Source organism: Mesoterricola sediminis (genome assembly GCF_030295425.1).
In the GTDB taxonomy this organism is placed as follows: Bacteria; Acidobacteriota; Holophagae; order Holophagales; family Holophagaceae; genus Mesoterricola; species Mesoterricola sediminis.
Window position 1 is genome coordinate 2,655,353 of sequence record NZ_AP027081.1, and the last position, 17,633, is coordinate 2,672,985.

Annotated in this window: 18 protein-coding genes; 10 read left to right on the plus strand and 8 right to left on the minus strand. The window is 72.6% G+C overall.

Translation table 11 applies throughout. The features are described 5' to 3' along the window. Positions 1-4: 4 nt before the first annotated feature. Genes R2J75_RS11655 through R2J75_RS11665 form a run of 3 tightly spaced genes read right to left on the minus strand, consistent with a single transcriptional unit; the run spans position 5 to position 1,941 of the window. A complete protein-coding gene (locus R2J75_RS11655; protein ID WP_316410231.1) occupies positions 5-1,144 on the minus strand; it encodes an IS91 family transposase in 1,140 nt (379 codons plus the stop codon). Positions 1,145-1,147: 3 nt separating this feature from the next. Continuing rightward, a complete protein-coding gene (locus R2J75_RS11660; protein ID WP_316410232.1) occupies positions 1,148-1,489 on the minus strand; it encodes a tyrosine-type recombinase/integrase in 342 nt (113 codons plus the stop codon). Positions 1,490-1,530: 41 nt separating this feature from the next. Next, positions 1,531-1,941 (minus strand): tyrosine-type recombinase/integrase, encoded by a 411-nt coding sequence (locus R2J75_RS11665; protein ID WP_316410233.1) that lies wholly within the window; start codon positions 1,939-1,941, stop codon positions 1,531-1,533. A 516-nt stretch (positions 1,942-2,457) separates the two neighbouring features. Here R2J75_RS11665 and hutU point away from each other — a divergent pair. From hutU to R2J75_RS11685, 4 genes are read left to right on the plus strand one after another with little or no spacing between them, the layout of a single operon-like run. Next, entirely contained in the window at positions 2,458-4,122 is a 1,665-nt protein-coding gene (gene hutU, locus R2J75_RS11670) for a urocanate hydratase (RefSeq protein WP_243347454.1), read from the plus strand. Next, on the plus strand, positions 4,119-4,403 hold the full coding sequence (locus tag R2J75_RS11675) for a hypothetical protein (protein WP_243335494.1): 285 nt from the start codon (positions 4,119-4,121) through the stop codon (positions 4,401-4,403). The genes hutU and R2J75_RS11675 overlap by 4 nt, the downstream gene beginning before the upstream one ends. A 43-nt stretch (positions 4,404-4,446) precedes the next feature. Next, positions 4,447-6,375, plus strand: coding sequence for an ABC-F family ATP-binding cassette domain-containing protein (locus R2J75_RS11680; RefSeq protein ID WP_243335492.1), 1,929 nt, complete (start codon positions 4,447-4,449; stop codon positions 6,373-6,375). Continuing rightward, positions 6,375-7,460, plus strand: a complete 1,086-nt coding sequence (locus R2J75_RS11685; RefSeq protein WP_316410234.1) for an acyltransferase family protein — start codon at positions 6,375-6,377, stop codon at positions 7,458-7,460. Before R2J75_RS11680 ends, R2J75_RS11685 begins: the two co-directional genes overlap by 1 nt. Position 7,461: 1 nt before the next feature. On the opposite strand, the gene R2J75_RS11690 is transcribed toward R2J75_RS11685, so the two are convergent. After that, positions 7,462-7,938, minus strand: a complete 477-nt coding sequence (locus R2J75_RS11690; RefSeq protein WP_316410235.1) for a hypothetical protein — start codon at positions 7,936-7,938, stop codon at positions 7,462-7,464. 78 nt (positions 7,939-8,016) lie between these two features. After that, positions 8,017-9,108, minus strand: a complete 1,092-nt coding sequence (locus R2J75_RS11695) for a PLP-dependent cysteine synthase family protein (protein ID WP_243335485.1) — start codon at positions 9,106-9,108, stop codon at positions 8,017-8,019. 191 nt (positions 9,109-9,299) lie between these two features. On the opposite strand from R2J75_RS11695, the gene R2J75_RS11700 reads away from it, so the two are divergent. The 6 genes from R2J75_RS11700 (at position 9,300) to R2J75_RS11725 (ending at position 15,305) form a co-directional block, all read left to right on the plus strand. Continuing rightward, positions 9,300-10,421, plus strand: coding sequence for a Y-family DNA polymerase (locus tag R2J75_RS11700; protein WP_279342242.1), 1,122 nt, complete (start codon positions 9,300-9,302; stop codon positions 10,419-10,421). 46 nt (positions 10,422-10,467) lie between these two features. Next, positions 10,468-13,305 (plus strand): helix-hairpin-helix domain-containing protein, encoded by a 2,838-nt coding sequence (locus tag R2J75_RS11705; protein WP_308220535.1) that lies wholly within the window; start codon positions 10,468-10,470, stop codon positions 13,303-13,305. 65 nt (positions 13,306-13,370) lie between these two features. Further along, positions 13,371-13,781 (plus strand): antitoxin Xre-like helix-turn-helix domain-containing protein, encoded by a 411-nt coding sequence (locus tag R2J75_RS11710; protein ID WP_243335483.1) that lies wholly within the window; start codon positions 13,371-13,373, stop codon positions 13,779-13,781. After that, a complete protein-coding gene (locus R2J75_RS11715) occupies positions 13,778-14,365 on the plus strand; it encodes an RES family NAD+ phosphorylase (RefSeq protein WP_243335480.1) in 588 nt (195 codons plus the stop codon). Before R2J75_RS11710 ends, R2J75_RS11715 begins: the two co-directional genes overlap by 4 nt. Positions 14,366-14,453: 88 nt before the next feature. Beyond that, positions 14,454-14,843: a NifB/NifX family molybdenum-iron cluster-binding protein gene (locus tag R2J75_RS11720; RefSeq protein WP_316410236.1), complete on the plus strand. Its 390-nt coding sequence runs from the start codon at positions 14,454-14,456 to the stop codon at positions 14,841-14,843. 66 nt (positions 14,844-14,909) lie between these two features. After that, the gene (locus R2J75_RS11725; RefSeq protein ID WP_243335474.1) at positions 14,910-15,305 is read left to right on the plus strand and encodes an iron-sulfur cluster assembly scaffold protein; all 396 of its coding nucleotides are present in this window, start codon (positions 14,910-14,912) and stop codon (positions 15,303-15,305) included. A 34-nt stretch (positions 15,306-15,339) separates the two neighbouring features. On the opposite strand, the gene R2J75_RS11730 is transcribed toward R2J75_RS11725, so the two are convergent. Genes R2J75_RS11730 through R2J75_RS11740 form a run of 3 tightly spaced genes read right to left on the minus strand, consistent with a single transcriptional unit; the run spans position 15,340 to position 17,600 of the window. Further along, on the minus strand, positions 15,340-15,669 hold the full coding sequence (locus R2J75_RS11730; protein ID WP_243335471.1) for a DUF134 domain-containing protein: 330 nt from the start codon (positions 15,667-15,669) through the stop codon (positions 15,340-15,342). Between the two features lie 25 nt (positions 15,670-15,694). Beyond that, the gene (locus R2J75_RS11735; protein ID WP_243335469.1) at positions 15,695-16,414 is read right to left on the minus strand and encodes a LytR/AlgR family response regulator transcription factor; all 720 of its coding nucleotides are present in this window, start codon (positions 16,412-16,414) and stop codon (positions 15,695-15,697) included. Continuing rightward, positions 16,407-17,600, minus strand: a complete 1,194-nt coding sequence (locus R2J75_RS11740) for a sensor histidine kinase (protein WP_316410237.1) — start codon at positions 17,598-17,600, stop codon at positions 16,407-16,409. Before R2J75_RS11740 ends, R2J75_RS11735 begins: the two co-directional genes overlap by 8 nt. Between the last annotated feature and the right edge of the window lie 33 nt (positions 17,601-17,633).

Here is a 17,633-nt window from a genome sequence, read left to right on the forward strand (position 1 = left end):
GCAGTCATGCTGGTGTCCCCTCGGGTGGCGCCCGCGGCCTGGGCAGGTGCTTGCGGGCCATCATCGAGCCACAGTCGGGGCACAGCATGTCCCGGCATTCGACGATGGCGATGAGCCGATCCTCCACGCCATCGTCGGGAGCGGGCTTTCGCCAGAGGTCCGGGATGGCCTGGTCGCCGAGGTGGGCCTTGGCCTTTTCCAGCAGCTTGGGCGAGGCGTATAGGCCGTAGTGCCTGACCTTGGTGAACTGCTCCGGAAGCACATGGAGCAGGAACCGGCGTAGGAAGGCCACCTCCGGCAGGGTGGCCGTGGCCTTGCCCTTGGTCCGGAAAGTCACCTGGCCATCGGCAACCTCGAGGAGTCTCGAATTGGAGATCCCCACCCGGTGAACGTAGCGGCCCAGGTAGGCGAGGGCGTGCCAGGCCTCCCGGTAGGGGCGCTTGGCATAGACCACCCACTTCCGCTTGGCGAGCCTTGCCATGAGCACATTGAAGGCCACCCCCGTCAGGCCCAGTTCGCCCCGCTCCTGAGCCTCGCGCAGTAGGGCCATGAACTTGCCCTTGAACAGGGCGCCCAGGCGATGGACGTGGAACAGGAATTTCTGGGAGGTCGGGACCCACCGGCTCCCGTCCAAGGCGATGCCGCCGGCGGAGACCAGGGCATGGGCGTGCGGGTGGTAGCGGAGGTCCCGGGTCCAGGTGTGGAGCACGAACGTCACCCCCAGGGTGGCTTCCAGGTGGGTGTGCCCCAGTTCCAGGAGCGTGGCGCTGGCCGCCTGGAACAGGATCCCGTGGAGCAGGCGCGCGTGGCTCATGGCGATCGGGCGCAGTTCGGACGGCTCGGTGAACACCAGATGGAAGTGCGCTGCCGCCAGGAGCCGCCTGGCCCGGGCCTCGATCCACTTCTCCTGGGCCAGGTTCTGGCATTTCGGGCAATGCCGGTTGCCGCAGGAGTTGTAGCTGGGGTGCTCCCGGCCGCAGTCCGGGCAGACGTCCACATGACCGCCCATGGCGGCCGTGCGGCAGCGGCTGATGGCCCGGAGGACCTTCGTCTGGCGATGACCCAGGGATGCGTCCGCCTCCAGTTCAGGGAGATGGCGCCTGACGATATCCGCAATGTCGAACCGGGGTCGGGAGTAGGCCACCGCCTACGGGACCAGGTCCTCCAAGGGACTCCGGACGGCAGCGATCTGGCTGGCCGAGACCTGGGTGTAGATCTGGATGGACTTGATGGACTTGTGGCCGAGCAGGACCTGGATGGTCCTCAGGTCCGTGCGGTTCTCCAGGAGGGAGGTGGCGAAGCTGTGCCGGAGCATGTGGGGCGTGACCACCTTCCCGATGCCCGAGGCCGCCGAGGCGCACAGGAGGGCGCGACGGGCCGTCTCCGGGCAGAGGGGACGTCCGAAGCGGGTTGAGAACAGCAGGGGTGGCGTGGGGCGCTCGTACTTCCAATATTCCCGGAGCATATCCAGCAGGACGGAGCGGAGCATGACTAGGCGCTGGCCCCCACCCTTGGCATGTCGGACGTGGATCACCCCCGCAGGGCATCGATGTCCTGGGTCTCCAGGCCGATGGCCTCGCTGATCCGGAGGCCCGTGGCGTAGATCAGGGCGAAGAACACGCTGTACTTGGCCACAGTGAAGGACTTGAGCACCCGGCCCACCTCGGCCGCGGTCAGGATGGTGGGCAGCGGGGCATCCTTCCTGGGCATGGAGATGAAGGCCACCTTGTCGGGCTGGCCCAGGGTTTTCCGGAATAGGAAGGCCAGCGCCGAGTAGTGGCATCGCAGGCGTTCCGGGCCGATGGGCTGGGCCTGGAGGTGCTCCACCCAGCGGCGGATTTCCGCCTGGGAGGCACGGTCGGCCGACTTGCCGACCATCTCCTGGAACCGCCGGATGGAGGCCAGATATTGCTGGATGGTTCCTTTGGCACGCCCGGCCATCCTAAGATCGGACTCGAGTCGCGACAATACGGGGTTGTGGCTCATGATGAACCTCCTTGAATGTGGGGGACGGTGCTGTAACACCGCCACATTCAAGGAGCCTCATTTCAGCCAATTCCGCTAGCCGGTTCCGAATCCCTCACGCTGCCGGCGCGATCCTCCTCCGGCTGCGAACGCAGCCTTCGTTCAACAGTCTTTCCACAGTCCCCGCGGGGACCTCAAACTTCAACTCGGCCATTGGTTTCCTTTCGTAGATTGCTTGCTCGACACAACCAACCTACTGGAGCCAGTGGCCCCTTTGCTATCCGGTCGCCAAATACGGCACGGACACTAACTTACAGAAACCTTTGTACACAACCGGTTCCGAGGCCCTCAGGCAGCCGGCGCGATCCTCCTCCGGCTGCGAACGCAGCCTTCGTTCAACCCTCCCGCCCGGGGAGCGGGTGACTTGTGCCTTCCATCCCAGCCCCCCCTCCGGTCCCCGTGAGAGAATGCCCCCAGCAAAAGGAACCGCCCATGACCCAAGCCACCGAAGCCCCCGTCTTCCGCGCCCCCCACGGAACCCACCTGCACTGCAAGGGGTGGCTCCAGGAGGCCGCCCTCCGCATGCTCATGAACAACCTGGACCCGGACGTGGCCGAGCGCCCCGAGGACCTGATCGTCTACGGCGGCCTGGGCAAGGCCGCCCGGAACTGGGATTGCTTCAACGCCATCGTCAAGGAACTCAAGCACCTGGGTGACGACGAAACCCTCCTGATCCAGAGCGGCAAGCCCGTGGGCGTCGTGAAGACCCACCCGGACGCCCCCCGGGTCCTCATCGCCAATTCCAACCTGGTGCCCCGCTGGGCCACCTGGGAGCACTTCCGCGAGCTGGACCGCAAGGGCCTGATGATGTACGGCCAGATGACGGCCGGGAGCTGGATCTACATCGGCAGCCAGGGCATCGTCCAGGGCACGTACGAGACCTTCGCAGAGGCCGCCCGCCAGCACTTCGGCGGCAGCCTGGCCGGGACCTGGACCCTCACCGCGGGCCTGGGCGGCATGGGCGGGGCCCAGCCCCTGTCCGTGACCATGAACGGCGGCGTGGCCCTCTGCGTCGAGGTGGACCGCACCCGCATCGAGAAGCGCCTCGCGACCCGCTACCTGGACGAGTGGACCGACTCCCTCGACGAGGCCATGGCCCGCGTCCAGCGCTACGTGGCCGAGAAGAAGGCCGTCTCCATCGGCCTCCTGGGCAACGCCTCCGAGATCCTGCCCGAGCTGGTGCGGCGCGGCGCGCGGCCCCACCTCGTGACGGACCAGACCTCCGCCCACGACGAATACAACGGCTACATCCCCGCCGGCCTCACCCTCGAGGCGGCCGCGGCCATGCGCAAGTCGGATCCCGAGGGCTACGTGAAGCGGGCCCTCGATTCCATGCGCGCCCACGTGGAGGCCATGCTGGCCTTCCAGAAGACGGGCTCGGTCACCTTCGACTACGGCAACAACATCCGCGCCCAGGCCCAGCGCGCCGGCTGCGCCGACGCGTTCGCCTTCCCGGGCTTCGTGCCGGCCTTCATCCGGCCCCTCTTCTGCAAGGGCATCGGGCCCTTCCGCTGGGCCGCCCTCTCCGGCGACCCCGAGGACATCGCCGTCACCGATCGGGCCATGATGGAGCTCTTCCCGGAGAACGAGGGCATGATCCGCTGGATCAAGGCCGCCTCCGAGAAGATCGCCTTCCAGGGCCTGCCCGCCCGGATCTGCTGGATCGGCGCCGGCGAGCGCCACCTGGCCGGCCTGAAATTCAACGAGCTGGTGCGGGAGGGCAAGCTGAAGGCCCCCATCGTCATCGGCCGCGACCACCTGGATTCGGGCAGCGTCGCCAGCCCCAACCGCGAGACCGAGGCCATGAAGGACGGCTCCGACGCCGTCTCCGATTGGCCCCTCCTCAACGCCATGACCGCCTGCAGCGGCGGCGCCAGCTGGGTGAGCCTCCACCACGGCGGCGGCGTCGGCATGGGCTTCTCCCAGCACTCCGGCGTCGTCATCGTGGCCGACGGCACGGAGCGCGCGGACCGCTGCATCCGGCGGGTCCTGTGGAACGACCCCGCCATGGGCGTCTTCCGCCACGCGGACGCGGGCTACGACAGCGCCCGCGAGCACGCGGAGCGCATCGGCCTCCACGTGCCCCTGCCCCGGTGATCCTGCCCGACCTGGACGACCTGGTCCTGGAATCCGACGAGGATTCCGGGATCGAGGAGCTGGGGCGCCGCGTCCTCTCGCGGGGCCCCTGGTCCACCGTGGCCTACCTGGTGCGCACCCGGGGTCCGGAAGGGCCCTGGGAGGGCCCCTTCCTGTGGCTGCACCGCTACCAGAAGGTGCCCCAGGGCTGGAAGCTGGTGAGCCGCTTCCACACCACCGAACCGGCGCAGCTGGCGGCCCTCGCGGGGGCCCTGGACGCCTGGCGGGACCTCCTGCCCTGAAAAGGGCCGGCGCAGGCTGTATTCTGGAAGGTCTGGAGTCCGCATGCCCGTCGCCCTCAGTCTGGTCAAGGTAACCAAGCGCTTCGGCGCCCAGCCGATCCTGGAGAACCTCAGCTTCGGCCTCATGACGGGCGAGAAGGTGGGCCTCATCGGACGGAACGGGGCCGGCAAGTCCACCCTCTTCAAGCTCCTGGCCGGGGAGGACACGCCCGATTCGGGCGAGGTGGTCCTCACCCAGGGCCTGCGGGTGGCCCGGCTCAGCCAGGACCCCCACTTCCCCCCGGGGGCCACGGTCCGGAGCGCCCTGGAGTGGGCCCTCAGCGATCACCGCGAGCTGATCCGGCGCCACGCGGAGATCCACGAGGCCCTGACGGGCGCGGCCCCGGACGCGGCCGAGCGCCTGCACCAGGAGCTGGACGCCGTCGAGCACCACCTGGGCCACATGGGCTGGGACCTGGAGCCCCGCCTGAAGGAGGCCGTCACCACGTGGGGCCTCCTGGACCTGGAGGCGGAGGTCGAGGCCCTCTCCGGCGGCTGGCGCAAGCGGGTGGCCCTGGCCCAGGCCTGGCTCAAGGACCCCGACGTGCTCGTGCTGGACGAGCCCACCAACCACCTGGACCCCGAGCAGGTGGAGCGCCTGGAGGGGTGGCTCCAGGCCTTCGCGGGCGCCCTCCTCCTGATCACCCACGACCGCCACCTCCTGGACGGGGTGGTGGACCGCATGCTGGAGCTGGAGAACGGTGCGGTCACCAGCTACGAGGGTTCCTATTCGGACTACCTCCTGGAGAAGTCCGACCGCGAGTTCCGCGAGGCCCGCCTCACCGAGCACATGCAGAACCGCCTCCGGCGCGAGCTGGCCTGGCTCCGTCGCGGCGCGAAGGCCCGGACCCGCAAGTCCAAGCTCCGCATCCAGGACGTCCTGGACCTCAAGGACGACGTCAAGGACCGCACCCGGCAGGAGCAGCGGGTCTCCCTGGCCTTCGCGGGGGGCTCCAACCGCAGCGACAGCCTCCTCCAGGCCGAGGGCCTGCGCTTCGCCTACCCGGGCACCGACCGGGACCTGGCCGGGGGCCTGGACCTGGTGCTGCAACGCGGCATGCGGATCGCCCTGCTGGGCCCCAACGGCTGCGGCAAGAGCACGGTCCTCAAGCTCCTCCTTGGGGAGCTGGAGCCGACGGCGGGCGCCCTCACCCGGCACCCCCGCCTCTCCGTCTCCGCCATCAGCCAGGGCCGCGGCGAGCTCCGGGGGGACCTCTCGGTGGCCGACAACATCGCCGAGCGCGCCTCCATGGTCAAGGTGGGCGGCTCCGAGATGCTCGTCCTCGTCTACCTCTCCCGCTTCGGGTTCCCCGCCGACCAGCAGAAGCGCGCCGCGGGCACCCTCTCCGGCGGGGAGCGCAACCGCCTCCTGCTGGCCAAGGCCATGCTCCAGCCCGCGGACCTCCTCGTCCTGGACGAGCCCACCAACGACCTCGACATCCCGACCCTCCAGAACCTGGAGGAGGCCCTGCTGGACTACCCCGGGGCCCTCCTGCTCGTGAGCCACGACCGGTTCTTCCTGGACCAGGTGGCGACCCACACCCTGGCCTGGAACCCCGCCGGGACGCCCCGGTGGGAGTTCTACGAGGGCAACCCCGCCTCCGTGCGGCGCCTGCGCGCCGAGCGCGCCCAGGAGGCCCCCAGGGCCGCCGCCGCCAAGGCCGCCGCGCCCCGCACCGACACCCGGGACCCCTCCCGGCGGAAGCCCGGGCTGTCCCAGAAGGAGGCCCGCCGCCTGGCGGAGGTGGAGGCCGCCATGGCCGGGCTCCAGGCCCGCATCGCCGGACTCGAGGCCCTGATGGCCGACCCCGCCGCCTTCATCTCCGCCGACGCCCCCGGCCACCAGGCGCTCCGGGACAAGGAGGCCGCCCTCGCGGACCTGGACGTCCTGGAGATGGAATGGCTGGAACTCGAAGAGAAGCGGGAAGCCTGATGCGGGGCCGCAACCCCGGCATCGACCTCCTGCGGGGCCTGTCCATCGTCCTGGTGGTGCTCCACCACGTGGGCATGCGCGTCCCCTTCAAGGGCTCCGCCCTGGGGGCGGTCCTCCCGGCCTGGTTCCTCTCGGCCCTGGCCTGGAGCGGGTACGAGGCGGTCTTCGTGTTCTTCGTCGTCTCCGGCTACCTCATCGCCACCAACGCCCTCGACCGCTGGGGGTCCCTGGCCGCCGTGGACCTCCGGGCCTTCTACGCGCGCCGGGCCTCGCGCATCCTGCCCTGCCTCCTGGCCCTGGTCGCCGTCCTCGCCGCCCTCCACGCGGCCGGGGCCGCCGACTACGTCATCCGCCGGCCCGGCCAGTCCCTGGGACGGGCCGTCCTCGCCGCCCTGGGCCTCCACCTGAACTGGTACGAGGGCGTCACGGGCTACCTGCCGGGGAACTGGGACGTCCTCTGGTCCCTGTCCATCGAGGAGGTGTTCTACCTGGCCTTCCCCATCGCGGCCCTCCTGACGCGGCGGAAGGGCGTCCTGGCGGCGATTCTCGCCGTCCTGGCCCTCTCCCTGCCCTGGTCCCGGGCGGCCCTCCAGGGGACCCCCATCTGGCAGGAGAAGGCCTACCTCCCGGGCATGGCCGGCATCGCCATGGGCGTCCTGGCGGCCCTGGCCCAGGCCCGTCCGGGCCCCGACGCGCGGCGCCTCCTGGCGGCGCTGGGCGGCGCCGGGCTCTTCGCCGCCATCTTCCTCCAGACCTGGCTCTGGCCCGTGCTGCGGAACGGCGACCTCCTCCTGCTCACGGGCTCGGCGGCCCTCCTGGTCATCGCCCTCCACGCCCGGGGTCCGGCCCCCCTGCCCTTCACGGGCTGGCTCCAGGCCATGGGCCGGCTCAGCTACGAGATCTACCTGACCCACATGTTCATCGTTTGGCCCATCGTGCGCCTGGCCAAGGCCCGGCCCGGCCCCTGGGCCTTCCTGTGGCATGTGCCGGCCCTCCTGGCGGCCTGGGGCCTGGGCTGGCTCGTGGCCAAGGCCCTGTCCCAGCCCGCCGAACGCGCCCTCCGGACCCGCCTGGGCGAAGCCTGAGTCAGGCCGTCTCCGCCGGCCACCAGGTGCGGCCGCCCTCCACCCCGAGGGCCACGGGGCGGGTCCGCACCGCCTGGCAGAAATCCAGGAGGCCGCGCCGGTCCCAGCGGGCCTCCGCCTGGCCCCAGAGCCACTCCCGCCCATCCCGCCGCTCGAAGATCGCGGCCCGCACCCGCACCGAGCCCCCGCGCCACCCCAGGGCCAGGAGGCCCACGAGGAAGGCGGCGGGCACCGGGCGCGGCGCGAAGGCCAGCCAGGTGCGCCCGTCCGGCTCCACCTGCCAGTGCCCCGGCCAGCCCTCGGCGAACATGATATTTTTATCGTTCTCCGTTCCAGAGCCGAAGCAGAGGCGGGCCAGCCAGGTCCCCTCCCCCGCCCCGGCCGGAACCGGGTCGAGGCAGTGATCCTGCCTGTCCGAAGGGGGCCCTGCCAAGGGGCGGGCGCGGAGGGAGATCCAGATCGGAGGGGGGAGGGGCATGGGGCACCCGGGGCGTGCCCCAACGTACTTCAATAATCTATTAATGCAATACGCTTTTTGCGGGGACCTCGGGCGGGGTCAGCGGGCGCAGGTCCGCATGTCCCCCGTCGCCGGCACGTAGATCCCGGAGTGCTCGTCCCAGCAGGTCATGCAGACCCGCTTGCAGGCCCGGAACTCCGTGAGCTCGACCCGGGGGGAGAGGAAGTCCGGCTTCACCGGCTCCTCCCGCATGAGGTCGGTGCTCAGGTACTTCTTGTTGTCGTCGGAGAAGATGGTGGCCACCACCGCGTCCGCGCCCAGGGCCTCCTGCACCTTGAGGGCCCCCAGGAAGTTGGCGCCGCTGGAGATGCCCACGCCCAGGCCGAGGCGGGAGGCCAGCATCTGGGCCATGAGGATGGCGTCCCCGTCGTCCACGGCCACCACCTCGTCCAGTTCGTCCATCTTGACGATGGCGGGAATGAACTCGTCGGAGATGCCCTGGATGCGATGCTTGCCCACCTTGTGGCCCGTGGAGAGGGTGGGGGAGTTGGCGGGCTCCAGGGGATACACGCGCACGGCGGGATTCCGCTGGCGGAGGAACCCGCCCACGCCCATGACGGTGCCGCCCGTGCCCACCCCGGCGACGAAGGCGTCGGGCACGAGCCCCTGCACGTGGAGCTGGCACCAGAGCTCGGGCCCGGTGCTGGTCAGGTGGGCGGTGACGTTGTCCTCGTTGGAGAACTGGCAGGGCAGGAAGCACCCCGGCGTCGCGGCCGCCAGCTCCTCGGAGAGGCGGATGCTGCCCAGGAAGCCCCCCTCCGCGTGGCTGACCAGGCGGATCGTGGCGCCCAGGCTGCGGATGAGGTCCTTGCGCTCCTGGCTCATCCAGTCCGGCATGAAGATCGTCACCGGGTGCCCGAGGGCCCGGCCCAGGGCCGAGATGGCGATGCCGGTGTTGCCGCTCGTGGCTTCGGCGATGGGGGCCCCCGGCGCCAGGACGCCGCGCTCGTAGGCCCGGGTCAGCACGTGGAGGGCCATGCGGTCCTTGATGCTGCCCGTCATGTTGAGGTTCTCGGCCTTGGCGAAGATTCGCCGGGGTTTCCCCTCGAAGGTGAAGCGGATCTCCAGGAGGGGCGTGTTGCCCACCAGGTGCCCCAGGTCGTGGATGCGGCGCGCGGTTTCAGCGTTCATAAATTCCCTCGTTTGAAGTCTTCCATGAATACAATCCCCATTGTCATACCGACAATGTGCCCACAATCCGTGCGCCCTCCGGAGGGCCCTGAGGGGCGGCACGCGGAAAAAATTACCGCTTTTATTTCGCTTTTTTTGCGCCATATTGAAGCGCTCGGAGGTCGAGCGTGCTGGCGATGTGGGTTCCCGAAATGCCATTCCAGATGGCCTGCCAGGGCGACGCGGGTCTGAAGGACCGTCCCCTGGCCTTCCTGAGCGAGGGGGCCGCCCGGACCCCCTGCCTCTGGCTGGTGAACCGCCGGGCGCGGGCGGAGGGCCTGGCCCCCGGCGAGCCCATGGACCAGGCCCTGCGCCGGGTGCCGGGCCTGCGGGTGCTGGATCCCACGCCCCAGACCTGGTGGGAGGCCCAGGCCGCCCTGGGCGAGTTCCTCCAGCACTGGTCCCCCCAGGGCCTCCTGGGCCGCATGGGCGAGGCCCTCGTGGAGCTGCGGGGCACCGGGCGGCTCCACGGCGGTCCCCTCGACGCCGCGGCCCGCATGCAGCGGGATCTGCGGGAGGCCCACGGCTGGCTGAGCCACGGGGGCCTCTCCCTCAGCGCCACGGCCGCCCGCATCGCCACCCGGGCGCCCGAGGCCCCCGGCCTCCACCTGGCGCAGGTGCCCGAGGGGTCGGAACAGGTCTTCCTGGCCCCGCATCCCCTCATCCGCCTGCCGGACATCACCCCCCGGGTGCGCTACCGCTTCCGGCGCCTGGGGCTCATGCGCCTGGGGGACCTCCAGCCCGTGCCCCTGCCCACCCTCGCCCAGATCATGCCCGAGGCCGACGCCCGCGTGGCCCTCGCCCGGGCCCGGGGGGAGGACCGGCCCCGCCTGCCCATGCTGGCCGATCCCCTGGGGGAGTCCCGCCATCCCTGGCGGCTCGAGCCCCCCTGCCTGCCGGAGGAGGTTCCCCTGGCCATCTGGTGCCTGGACCGGTTCTGGAACGACGGCCGCACGCCCCGCCAGCTCACCCTCCGCTGGTGGGACGTGGACGGGGAGGCCCACGCCTGGAAGGCCCCCGAGGCCGCCCTGGCCGAGCCCGCCATGGCATTGGCCCGCCTCGTGGAGGCCGCCTTCCGCCGGGGCGCCACCCGGCGCATCCTCGTGCACCGCCTGGAACTGCACGCCGCCTGGGGCCTGGGCCGGCCCCGGAGCCTCTTCGAGGAGCCCCTGGCCCGCAAGCTGGGGGCCCTGGAGACCACCCTGGCGAAGCTCCGCCGCCGCTTCCCCGGCCAGCCCGTGCTGCCGGGCTGGGCCAAGGGGGTGGCGTCATGAGACGCCCGCCTCCCGCCCAGCTGGGCGCGGCCGGGGAGGTGCCCCGGTGACCTTCGCCCTCGCCATCACCGACTTCTCCGTGGGGGAAGGGGTCTACACGGCCCCCATGGCCGTGGCCCTCGCCAAGCACCTGGGTTACCGGGCCCTCGCCGCCTGGGATTCCGGGCTCCACGGCTGGCCGCGCCTGCGGGAGGCGGCCCTGGCGGCGGGGCTCACGCCCCTGCTGGGCTGCCGATTCCCGTGGCGGGGCTTCGCCTTCGGGGCCCTGCCCTGCTCCGACCGGGGGTACGGGGAGCTCTGCCGCCTGCTCACGGACCAGGCCCACGGCCGCGAGGGGGAGCCCCCCCGGGAGTGCGTCCTCCTGGCCGAGACCCCGGAGGGGCAGGCCTACCTGGCCCGGGAGGGCTTCGCCGTCCACCTCCTGGCGAATCCGCGGGCCAGCCGGGAGGGCCTGGACGCCGCCCGCCAGGGCATTCCCCTGGCCTGCCCCCAGGTGCTCCGCTTCCGCAAGGCGGCGGGGCTGGACCTGCACCGCCTCAAGCGGGCCATGGCCGGGCGCAGCACGGTGGCCCGGGTGGAGCCCCTCTGGGAGCCCCGGGACGCCGCCGTCACGCGGGCCCAGTGGGAGACCCGCTTCCCCGGCGCGGACCCCGCCGCGGCGCGGGAGACGGAGGCCATCCTGGAGCGGGCCTCGGCCTGGCGCATGCATTGGGGGGACTGGGTGATGCCCCGGCCCATCCGGGCCATGGACGCGGACCTGGACGCGGAGCTGGCCGAGCGGGTCCGGGCGGGCATCCCCCGGCGCTACGCCGAGCCGCCCCCGGAGCTGGCCGGGCGCATCGGGCTGGAGCTGGACCTCATCCGCCGCAAGCGCTTCGCGGGCTACTTCCTGGCCGTGCACGACATCATCCGGGAGGCCCGCGCGACCCGAACCTGCGGGCGCGGCAGCGGCGCGGCCTCCGTCGTCAGCTTCCTCCTGGGCATCACCAACGTGGACCCCGTGGCCACGAACCTCATGTTCGAGCGCTTCCTCTCCGAGGCCCGCCGGGACCCGCCGGACCTGGACATCGACTTCGCCTGGGACGAGCGGGACGCCGTCATCGCCTCCGTCTTCCGCCGCTACGGGGCGGACCGCATCGCCATGGTCTCCAACCACGTCTACTTCAAGGCCAAGGGCGCCCTGCGGGACGTGGCCCTGGCCCACGGCCGCCCCGAGGCGGACCTCAAGGTCCTGGCCCGGCTCGTGCGGGGCTGGGACGAGGGCGTGGAGGGCATCCGGGGCAACCCGGCCTGGGCGGAGATCCTGGCCAAGGCCGAGGCCCTCCAGGGGCACTTCCACCAGCTCTCCGTCCACCCCGGGGGCACCGTCATCGCCCCGGGGCCCCTCTGGCACCACGTGCCCTTCGAGCCGGCCCCGGCCAAGGAGGGCGTGAGCATCACCCAGTGGGACAAGGACGGGGTGGAGGACTACGGCCTCGTGAAGATCGACCTCCTGGGCAACCGCAGCCTCGCGGTGGTGCGGGACGCCCTGCGGGAGCTGGGCCCGCGGGTGCCGCCCGAGGTGCGCTGGCAGCCCCGCGAGGATCCCGCCACCCGGGACCTGCTGGCCCGGGGCGACTCCATGGGCGTCTTCTACGTGGAGAGCCCCGCCACGCGCCAGCTCCAGCAGCGGGTGCGGCGGGGGGACTTCGAGACCCTGGTCATCCACAGCTCCCTCATCCGGCCCGCGGCCAACCGCTGGATCGACACCTACGTGAAGCGCTCCCGCGGCGAGGAAGCCTACGTCCCCAGCCACCCGGTGCTGGCCTCCCTGCTCTCCGAGAGCTACGGCGTCCTCGTCTACCAGGAGGACGTGGTGCGGGTGGGCATGGCCATGGCCGGCTGGACCCACGAGGAGGCCGACAAGCTCCGCAAGATCCTCGGCAAGGACGACTGTTCCGTGAAGCTGCCGGCCTTCGAGGAGAAGTTCCGCGCCGGCTGCGCCGCCCAGGGCGTCCCGCCGGAGGTGGTGGAGGAGACCTGGGACATGGTCCGCACCTTCCGGGGCTACTCCTTCTGCAAGCCCCACTCGGCCAGCTACGCCCAGGTGAGCTTCGAGAGCGCCTGGATCAAGGCCCACTTCCCGGCCCAGTTCTTCGCGTCGGTGATCACGAACCAGGGCGGCTACTACGCCCCCATCGCCTACCTGGGCGACGCGCGCCGCCACGGCCTGGTGGTGCGCGGCCCCGACGCCAACGCCTCGCGCTGGGACTTCTCCGCCGAGGGCGACCGCGCCCTGCGCGTGGGCCTCATGGCCGTCCGGGGCGCCCGGAAGGAGGAGGTGGACGCCCTCCTGGAGGAGCGGGCGCGGCGCGGCCCCTTCGGGGACCTGGAGGACCTCCTGGCCCGGGTGGACCTCTCCGTCCCCACCGTGGAGGCCCTCGGCTCCGGGGGGGCCTTCGACCGCTGGGCCCCGGACGGGGACCGCACCCGGCTCCTGTGGGCGCGCCTGGGCGGCATCCCCGAAGGCGTGCGCCCCCGGCCCACCGACCCCTTCGACCGCGCCGGCCTGGAGCTGGAGCTGCTGGGCCTCACCCTGGAGATCCACCCCGCCGCCCTCCAGCGGGCCCGCCACGGCGGCGCCCCCCACCGCGCCGCCGACGTGGAGCGGCCCGGGCGCCACCTGCGCTTCTGGGCCCTCGTGGTGGCCGAGAAGACCGTCCGCACCGAGCGGGGCGAGCTCATGCAGTTCGTCACCTTCGAGGACGAGACCGCCCTCTGCGAGGCCGTGGCCTTCCCCGACGCCTACCGGAAGCGGAGGCGCCCCTTCCGGGTGGGGGACATCCTCCCCGTGGCGGGCCGAAGCACCCGCCAGGACGGCCTGGCGGCGCTGGAGGTGACGTGAACCGATCGAACGAAATCTGGATTGCACCATCTAATTTTGGACTTACCCTGGGGGTGGAGGCCGCCATGCCCTTGCCCGTTCGGGAACCCCATGCGCAGGAACCGATCGCCCAAACAAGCCAACCCGGCGACGCCGACCTCCTCCTGTCCGCCTTCCGGAAGGTGGCTGCGGCCCTGGACCTGACCCTGGCCGAGCAGGCCGCCCTCCTGGGCGTGTCCCGGGCCACCATCGCCGGCTGGAAGGCCTCCCCCGGGCCGGATCCCGACAAGCTGGACCGCATGGCCCTCGTCGTCGCCATCCACGGCCTGGCCGGGGAGGCCTTCCCGGGCGACGGCGGCGCCGAGGGCTGGCTGCGCCGCCCCAACCTGGCCCCCCCCTTCCTGGGCGAGGCCCCCCTGGACCTCCTGCTGAAGGGGCGCTTCGAGAGCCTGCTGCGGGCCCACGATCACCTGCAGGCCCTGGTGCGGGTGTGGTGAAGCCCCTGCCCGCCCTCCAAGTCACCGGCACCTGGGTGCGCCTGCACCGGACGGAGGCCGGCCCCCTGGCCAGCCTCCTCACGCCGGCCGAACGGGACGCCGTCGCCCGCCGCCTGGGGGTCCCCGCCGCCTCCGGCCTCTGGGTGCCGGCCGCCTCCGGCTCCTGGGGCGGCCGCTTCACGCCCCCCCAGGGGCCCGGATCCCTGTACCTGGGCAGCGACCTCGCCACCTGCGTGGACGAGGTGGCCCACCACCACGCCCGGGCCTGCCGGGCCTCCGTGGGGACGCCACCCGGCACCCGGGCCACCTTCCGCCCCCTGCGCTTCGAGGTGGACGGCCGCTTCGCCGACGCCAGCGCCGACCGCCGGAAGCGCCTCCACGCCCCCGACGACTACGGGCCCTCCTGGGCCTACGGCCTCCGGGCCCGGGCGGACGGATGGGACGGCGTCCATTTCCGCAGCGTGCGCCACCGGGGCGGCTGGTGCCTGGCCGTCTTCCAGGAGCGGGCGGTCCGCTTCCAGGAGGCCCTCTGGGGGGCCGTCATCCTGGCCTGGGACGGCGCCCGGTCCGTGCGGATCGCCTGAACCCGGGGGGTTGCGCAAATCTGAACATATGCTCAGAATGAGGGGAACCGGCCGCTCGAATGAACCCGCGCCGCTCCAGGAGTTCCCCATGGCCTCCCTCCGCATCGCCCTCCCCTCCGCCCTGCCCGGCGGTCTCGAAGCGTCCATCGACGCCCACTTCGGCCACTGCGCCGTCTACACCCTCGTGGACGTGGCGGAGGGCCGCGTCCAGGGCGTCGAGACCCTGCCCGGCCTTCCCCACGAGGCTGGCGGCTGCCTCCAGGCGGTCAGCTACCTGGCCGGCAAGGGGGTCTCGGTCCTCATCGCCGGCGGCCTCGGCCGGCGCCCCCTGATGGGCTTCAATGAGGCGGGCATCGAGGTCTACCGGGGCGCCGGGCTCGCCGACGTGGCATCGGCCGTCCAGGCCTGGATCCAGGGCCAGCTGCCCCGCTTCACCGCCGAATTCACCTGCCACGGCGGCGGCCACCACGCCCATTGACCCACCCTACGGACGGCCGTACGGTTCTCGGCCGCCCGATGGTACCCTGGCTCCCGGAGGTACCCCATGGTCTGGATCGGAGCCGTCGGCGCGCGCATCGTCCCCGCCAATTTCGGCCCGCTCCGCGGCCACCACGCCCACGCCCGGGTGGAGGGGTCCTGCGGGGACACCATGGAGATGTGGGCCGTCCTGGACGGGCCCCGGATCGTGCGCGCCTCCTTCACCTCGGACGGCTGCGAGACCTCCGTGGCCTGCGGCAGCGCCGCGGCGCACCTGGCCCGGGGCCTCGTCCTCGACGAGGTGCGGCGCCTCCGGCCCCTGGACGTGCTGGAGGCCCTGGGCATCGCCGACGGCGAGGAGGCAGAGGAGGCGCACCACTGCGCCGATCTGGCCCTGACCACCCTGGTGCGGGCCCTCCAGGCGCCGGTCCCCGCGCCGAGCGCCGCGGACGCTCCCCGCTGAGGTTTCGCCGGCGCGGCCCGAGCCGATGACCCGGTCAGCCCTCCTCCGCTGAGCCCCCGGGGGTCCCGGCGTCGATGAGCCGGAAGGCGCCGCCCTCGATGCGCAGCGCGCAGCCGTCCACCAGGGCCTCGGTGACCTTGCGGTGGGCCGATTCCAGGACCCGGCCGAAAGTGGCGCGGGAGATGCCCATGCGGGCCGCCGCGTCCTGGTGGTAGAGGCCCTCCCGGTGGGCGAGGCGCAGGGCCTCCAGCTCCTCCACGCCCAGGACCACCTCCCGGAGCTCGGCCAGGGGCACCGCCCGCGGCTTGAAATAGCTCACGCCGGGCATCTCCTCCACGCGCTTGCAGCAGGGCCGTCTGGGCAAGGGAACCTCCGGTGGAAGCTTAGCATCAGGGGATGCCGAGCCTCGCCTTCAGCTCCGGCGCCGCGCCCCGGCTCACCTCCACCACGGCGCCCCCGGCCAGGTTCACCTGGAGGCGGCCGGAATCCAGGTTGCGCACGCCCACGACGGCCTCGGGACGCAGCAGCAGGTGGCGGTGGCCCTTCACGAGGCCCCGGCCCTCCAGGGCCTGCTCCGCCTCGGCCAGGGTCTTCCAGAGGGTGCGCCAGGGGCCGCCGGGGTGGGCCCACACGGCGCCGTCCCGGAATTCGAGGTGAGTGGTCTTGGCCAGGTCCAGCATCACCAGGCCGTCCCCGGCGCGCACGGGGAAGCGGAAGGCGCGCCCCGGCACGGGGCCGCGCCCCCCCGATCTGCCCGCGCGCAGGCGCTGGAGGGTGACCGCCAGGCGCTCCTCCGCCACGGGCTTGAGCAGGTAGTCCACCGCGGCGTGCTCGAAGGCCTTCAGGGCGTGCTCGGCGTAGGCGGTGACCAGCACCACGGGGACCGACGTCCCCAGCTCCGCCAGCAGGTCCAGGCCGGAGAGGCCGGGCATCTGGATGTCCAGGAAGAGGGCGTCCGCGGCGCCGCCGGCCTGGACCCACTCCGCGACGGAGGTGCCGTCCTCCAGCTGGGCCACCACGTCGCAGCCCTGCTCCCGCAGGAGGCGCACCAGGCGCTTCAGGTTGAAGGGTTCGTCCTCGGCCACCGCGACGCGCAGGGATTCAGCCATGGTCGGGGATCTCCAGGGGCAGGCGCAGCGTCGCCCGGGTCCAGGCCCCCTCCCGGACCAGGGCGAAGGCGGCGGCCGGGTCCAGGCCCAGCAGGGCCAGGCGCTCGCGCAGGTTCCGCAGGGCCACCCCCTCGGGGCGCCCCGCCTCCGGCGGCGCCCCCGTGTTGGCCACCTCCAGGACCAGCCCGTCCCCGGCGCGCCCCGCCCGGATCCGCAGCTCCCCCCCGCCCCGCTCGGGGGCGATGCCGTGCTTGATGGCGTTCTCGACCAGGGGCTGGAGGACCAGCGGCGGCACCTCCTGGGCGTCCAGGCTCCCGTCCCAGTCCCAGGTCACCTGGAGGCGGCGGCCCAGGCGCAGGGCCTCCAGGGCCAAGTACCGCTCCGCCAGCTGGCGCTCGGCGGCGAGGGGGTGGGCGGTGCGCTCCCCCAGGTCCAGGACCTGCCGCAGGAGGCCGGCCATGTCCAGGAGGGCGCGCTCGGCCCCGGCCGGATCCTCCCGCACCAGCTCCGCGACGCCGCTGACGGCGTTGAAGAAGACATGGGGGTGCATCTGGCCCTGGAGGGCCCGGAGGCGCGTCCGGTCTGCCGCGTCCCGGGCGGCCGCCTCGGCGGTTTCCGCCCGCTCCATGCGGGCGAGGATGGCCCCCAGCAGGACGAGGAAGCTCAGGTAGGCGCCCGCGGCGATGAGGGTCCGCCGTCCCTGGGGCCCGGCCCCCGGCAGGCCGGCCCCCGGAAGGCCGGCCCCCGGAAGGCCGGCCCCCGGAAGGCCGCCCTCCGACCCGCAGGCGCCCCCGCCGCGGGGGCCGCCCCGGCCCATGCCCCCGTGGGGGCCGTGGCCGCCCATGCGGCCGTGGCCCATCATGGGGGCGGGCAGGCCCCCCGCGCCCAGGAGTGCCACCAGGATCCAGGTGCAGAGCAGGCCGAAGGGCAGGGCCTGCACCAGGCCGCGGGCCGGGGAAGCCAGGGGGCGTGGGTCGCCGGTCCACTGCCAGGGGAGGGGGGCCAGGACCAGGAGGGTGAAGCCCCAGGCGAAGGGCGCCAGGGCCTCCCCGTCCAGGTCCAGGCCGTCCGGGGCCAGGCCCCACCGGGCGGCGTTCCAGATGAGGCCGAAGACGAGGATGGCGCCCCAGGTCAGGGGGCGCCCCAGCCGATGCCGGAGGGACCCGGCGATTCCGCGCGCCTGCATGGGCTCAGTCTAGCCGGGCGGAAGGGGGAGCGT

Coding starts and splice junctions, on each gene's coding strand:
- R2J75_RS11735 (WP_243335469.1), bottom strand. CDS start 16,414: ATGGCTGAATCCCTGCGCGTCGCGGTGGCCGAGGACGAACCCTTCAAC.
- R2J75_RS11685 (WP_316410234.1), top strand. CDS start 6,375: ATGCGGGGCCGCAACCCCGGCATCGACCTCCTGCGGGGCCTGTCCATC.
- R2J75_RS11710 (WP_243335483.1), top strand. CDS start 13,371: ATGCCCTTGCCCGTTCGGGAACCCCATGCGCAGGAACCGATCGCCCAA.
- R2J75_RS11700 (WP_279342242.1), top strand. CDS start 9,300: ATGCCATTCCAGATGGCCTGCCAGGGCGACGCGGGTCTGAAGGACCGT.
- R2J75_RS11680 (WP_243335492.1), top strand. CDS start 4,447: ATGCCCGTCGCCCTCAGTCTGGTCAAGGTAACCAAGCGCTTCGGCGCC.
- R2J75_RS11660 (WP_316410232.1), bottom strand. CDS start 1,489: ATGCTCCGCTCCGTCCTGCTGGATATGCTCCGGGAATATTGGAAGTAC.
- R2J75_RS11690 (WP_316410235.1), bottom strand. CDS start 7,938: ATGCCCCTCCCCCCTCCGATCTGGATCTCCCTCCGCGCCCGCCCCTTG.
- R2J75_RS11695 (WP_243335485.1), bottom strand. CDS start 9,108: ATGAACGCTGAAACCGCGCGCCGCATCCACGACCTGGGGCACCTGGTG.
- hutU (WP_243347454.1), top strand. CDS start 2,458: ATGACCCAAGCCACCGAAGCCCCCGTCTTCCGCGCCCCCCACGGAACC.
- R2J75_RS11720 (WP_316410236.1), top strand. CDS start 14,454: ATGGCCTCCCTCCGCATCGCCCTCCCCTCCGCCCTGCCCGGCGGTCTC.
- R2J75_RS11725 (WP_243335474.1), top strand. CDS start 14,910: ATGGTCTGGATCGGAGCCGTCGGCGCGCGCATCGTCCCCGCCAATTTC.
- R2J75_RS11740 (WP_316410237.1), bottom strand. CDS start 17,600: ATGCAGGCGCGCGGAATCGCCGGGTCCCTCCGGCATCGGCTGGGGCGC.
- R2J75_RS11665 (WP_316410233.1), bottom strand. CDS start 1,941: ATGGCCGGGCGTGCCAAAGGAACCATCCAGCAATATCTGGCCTCCATC.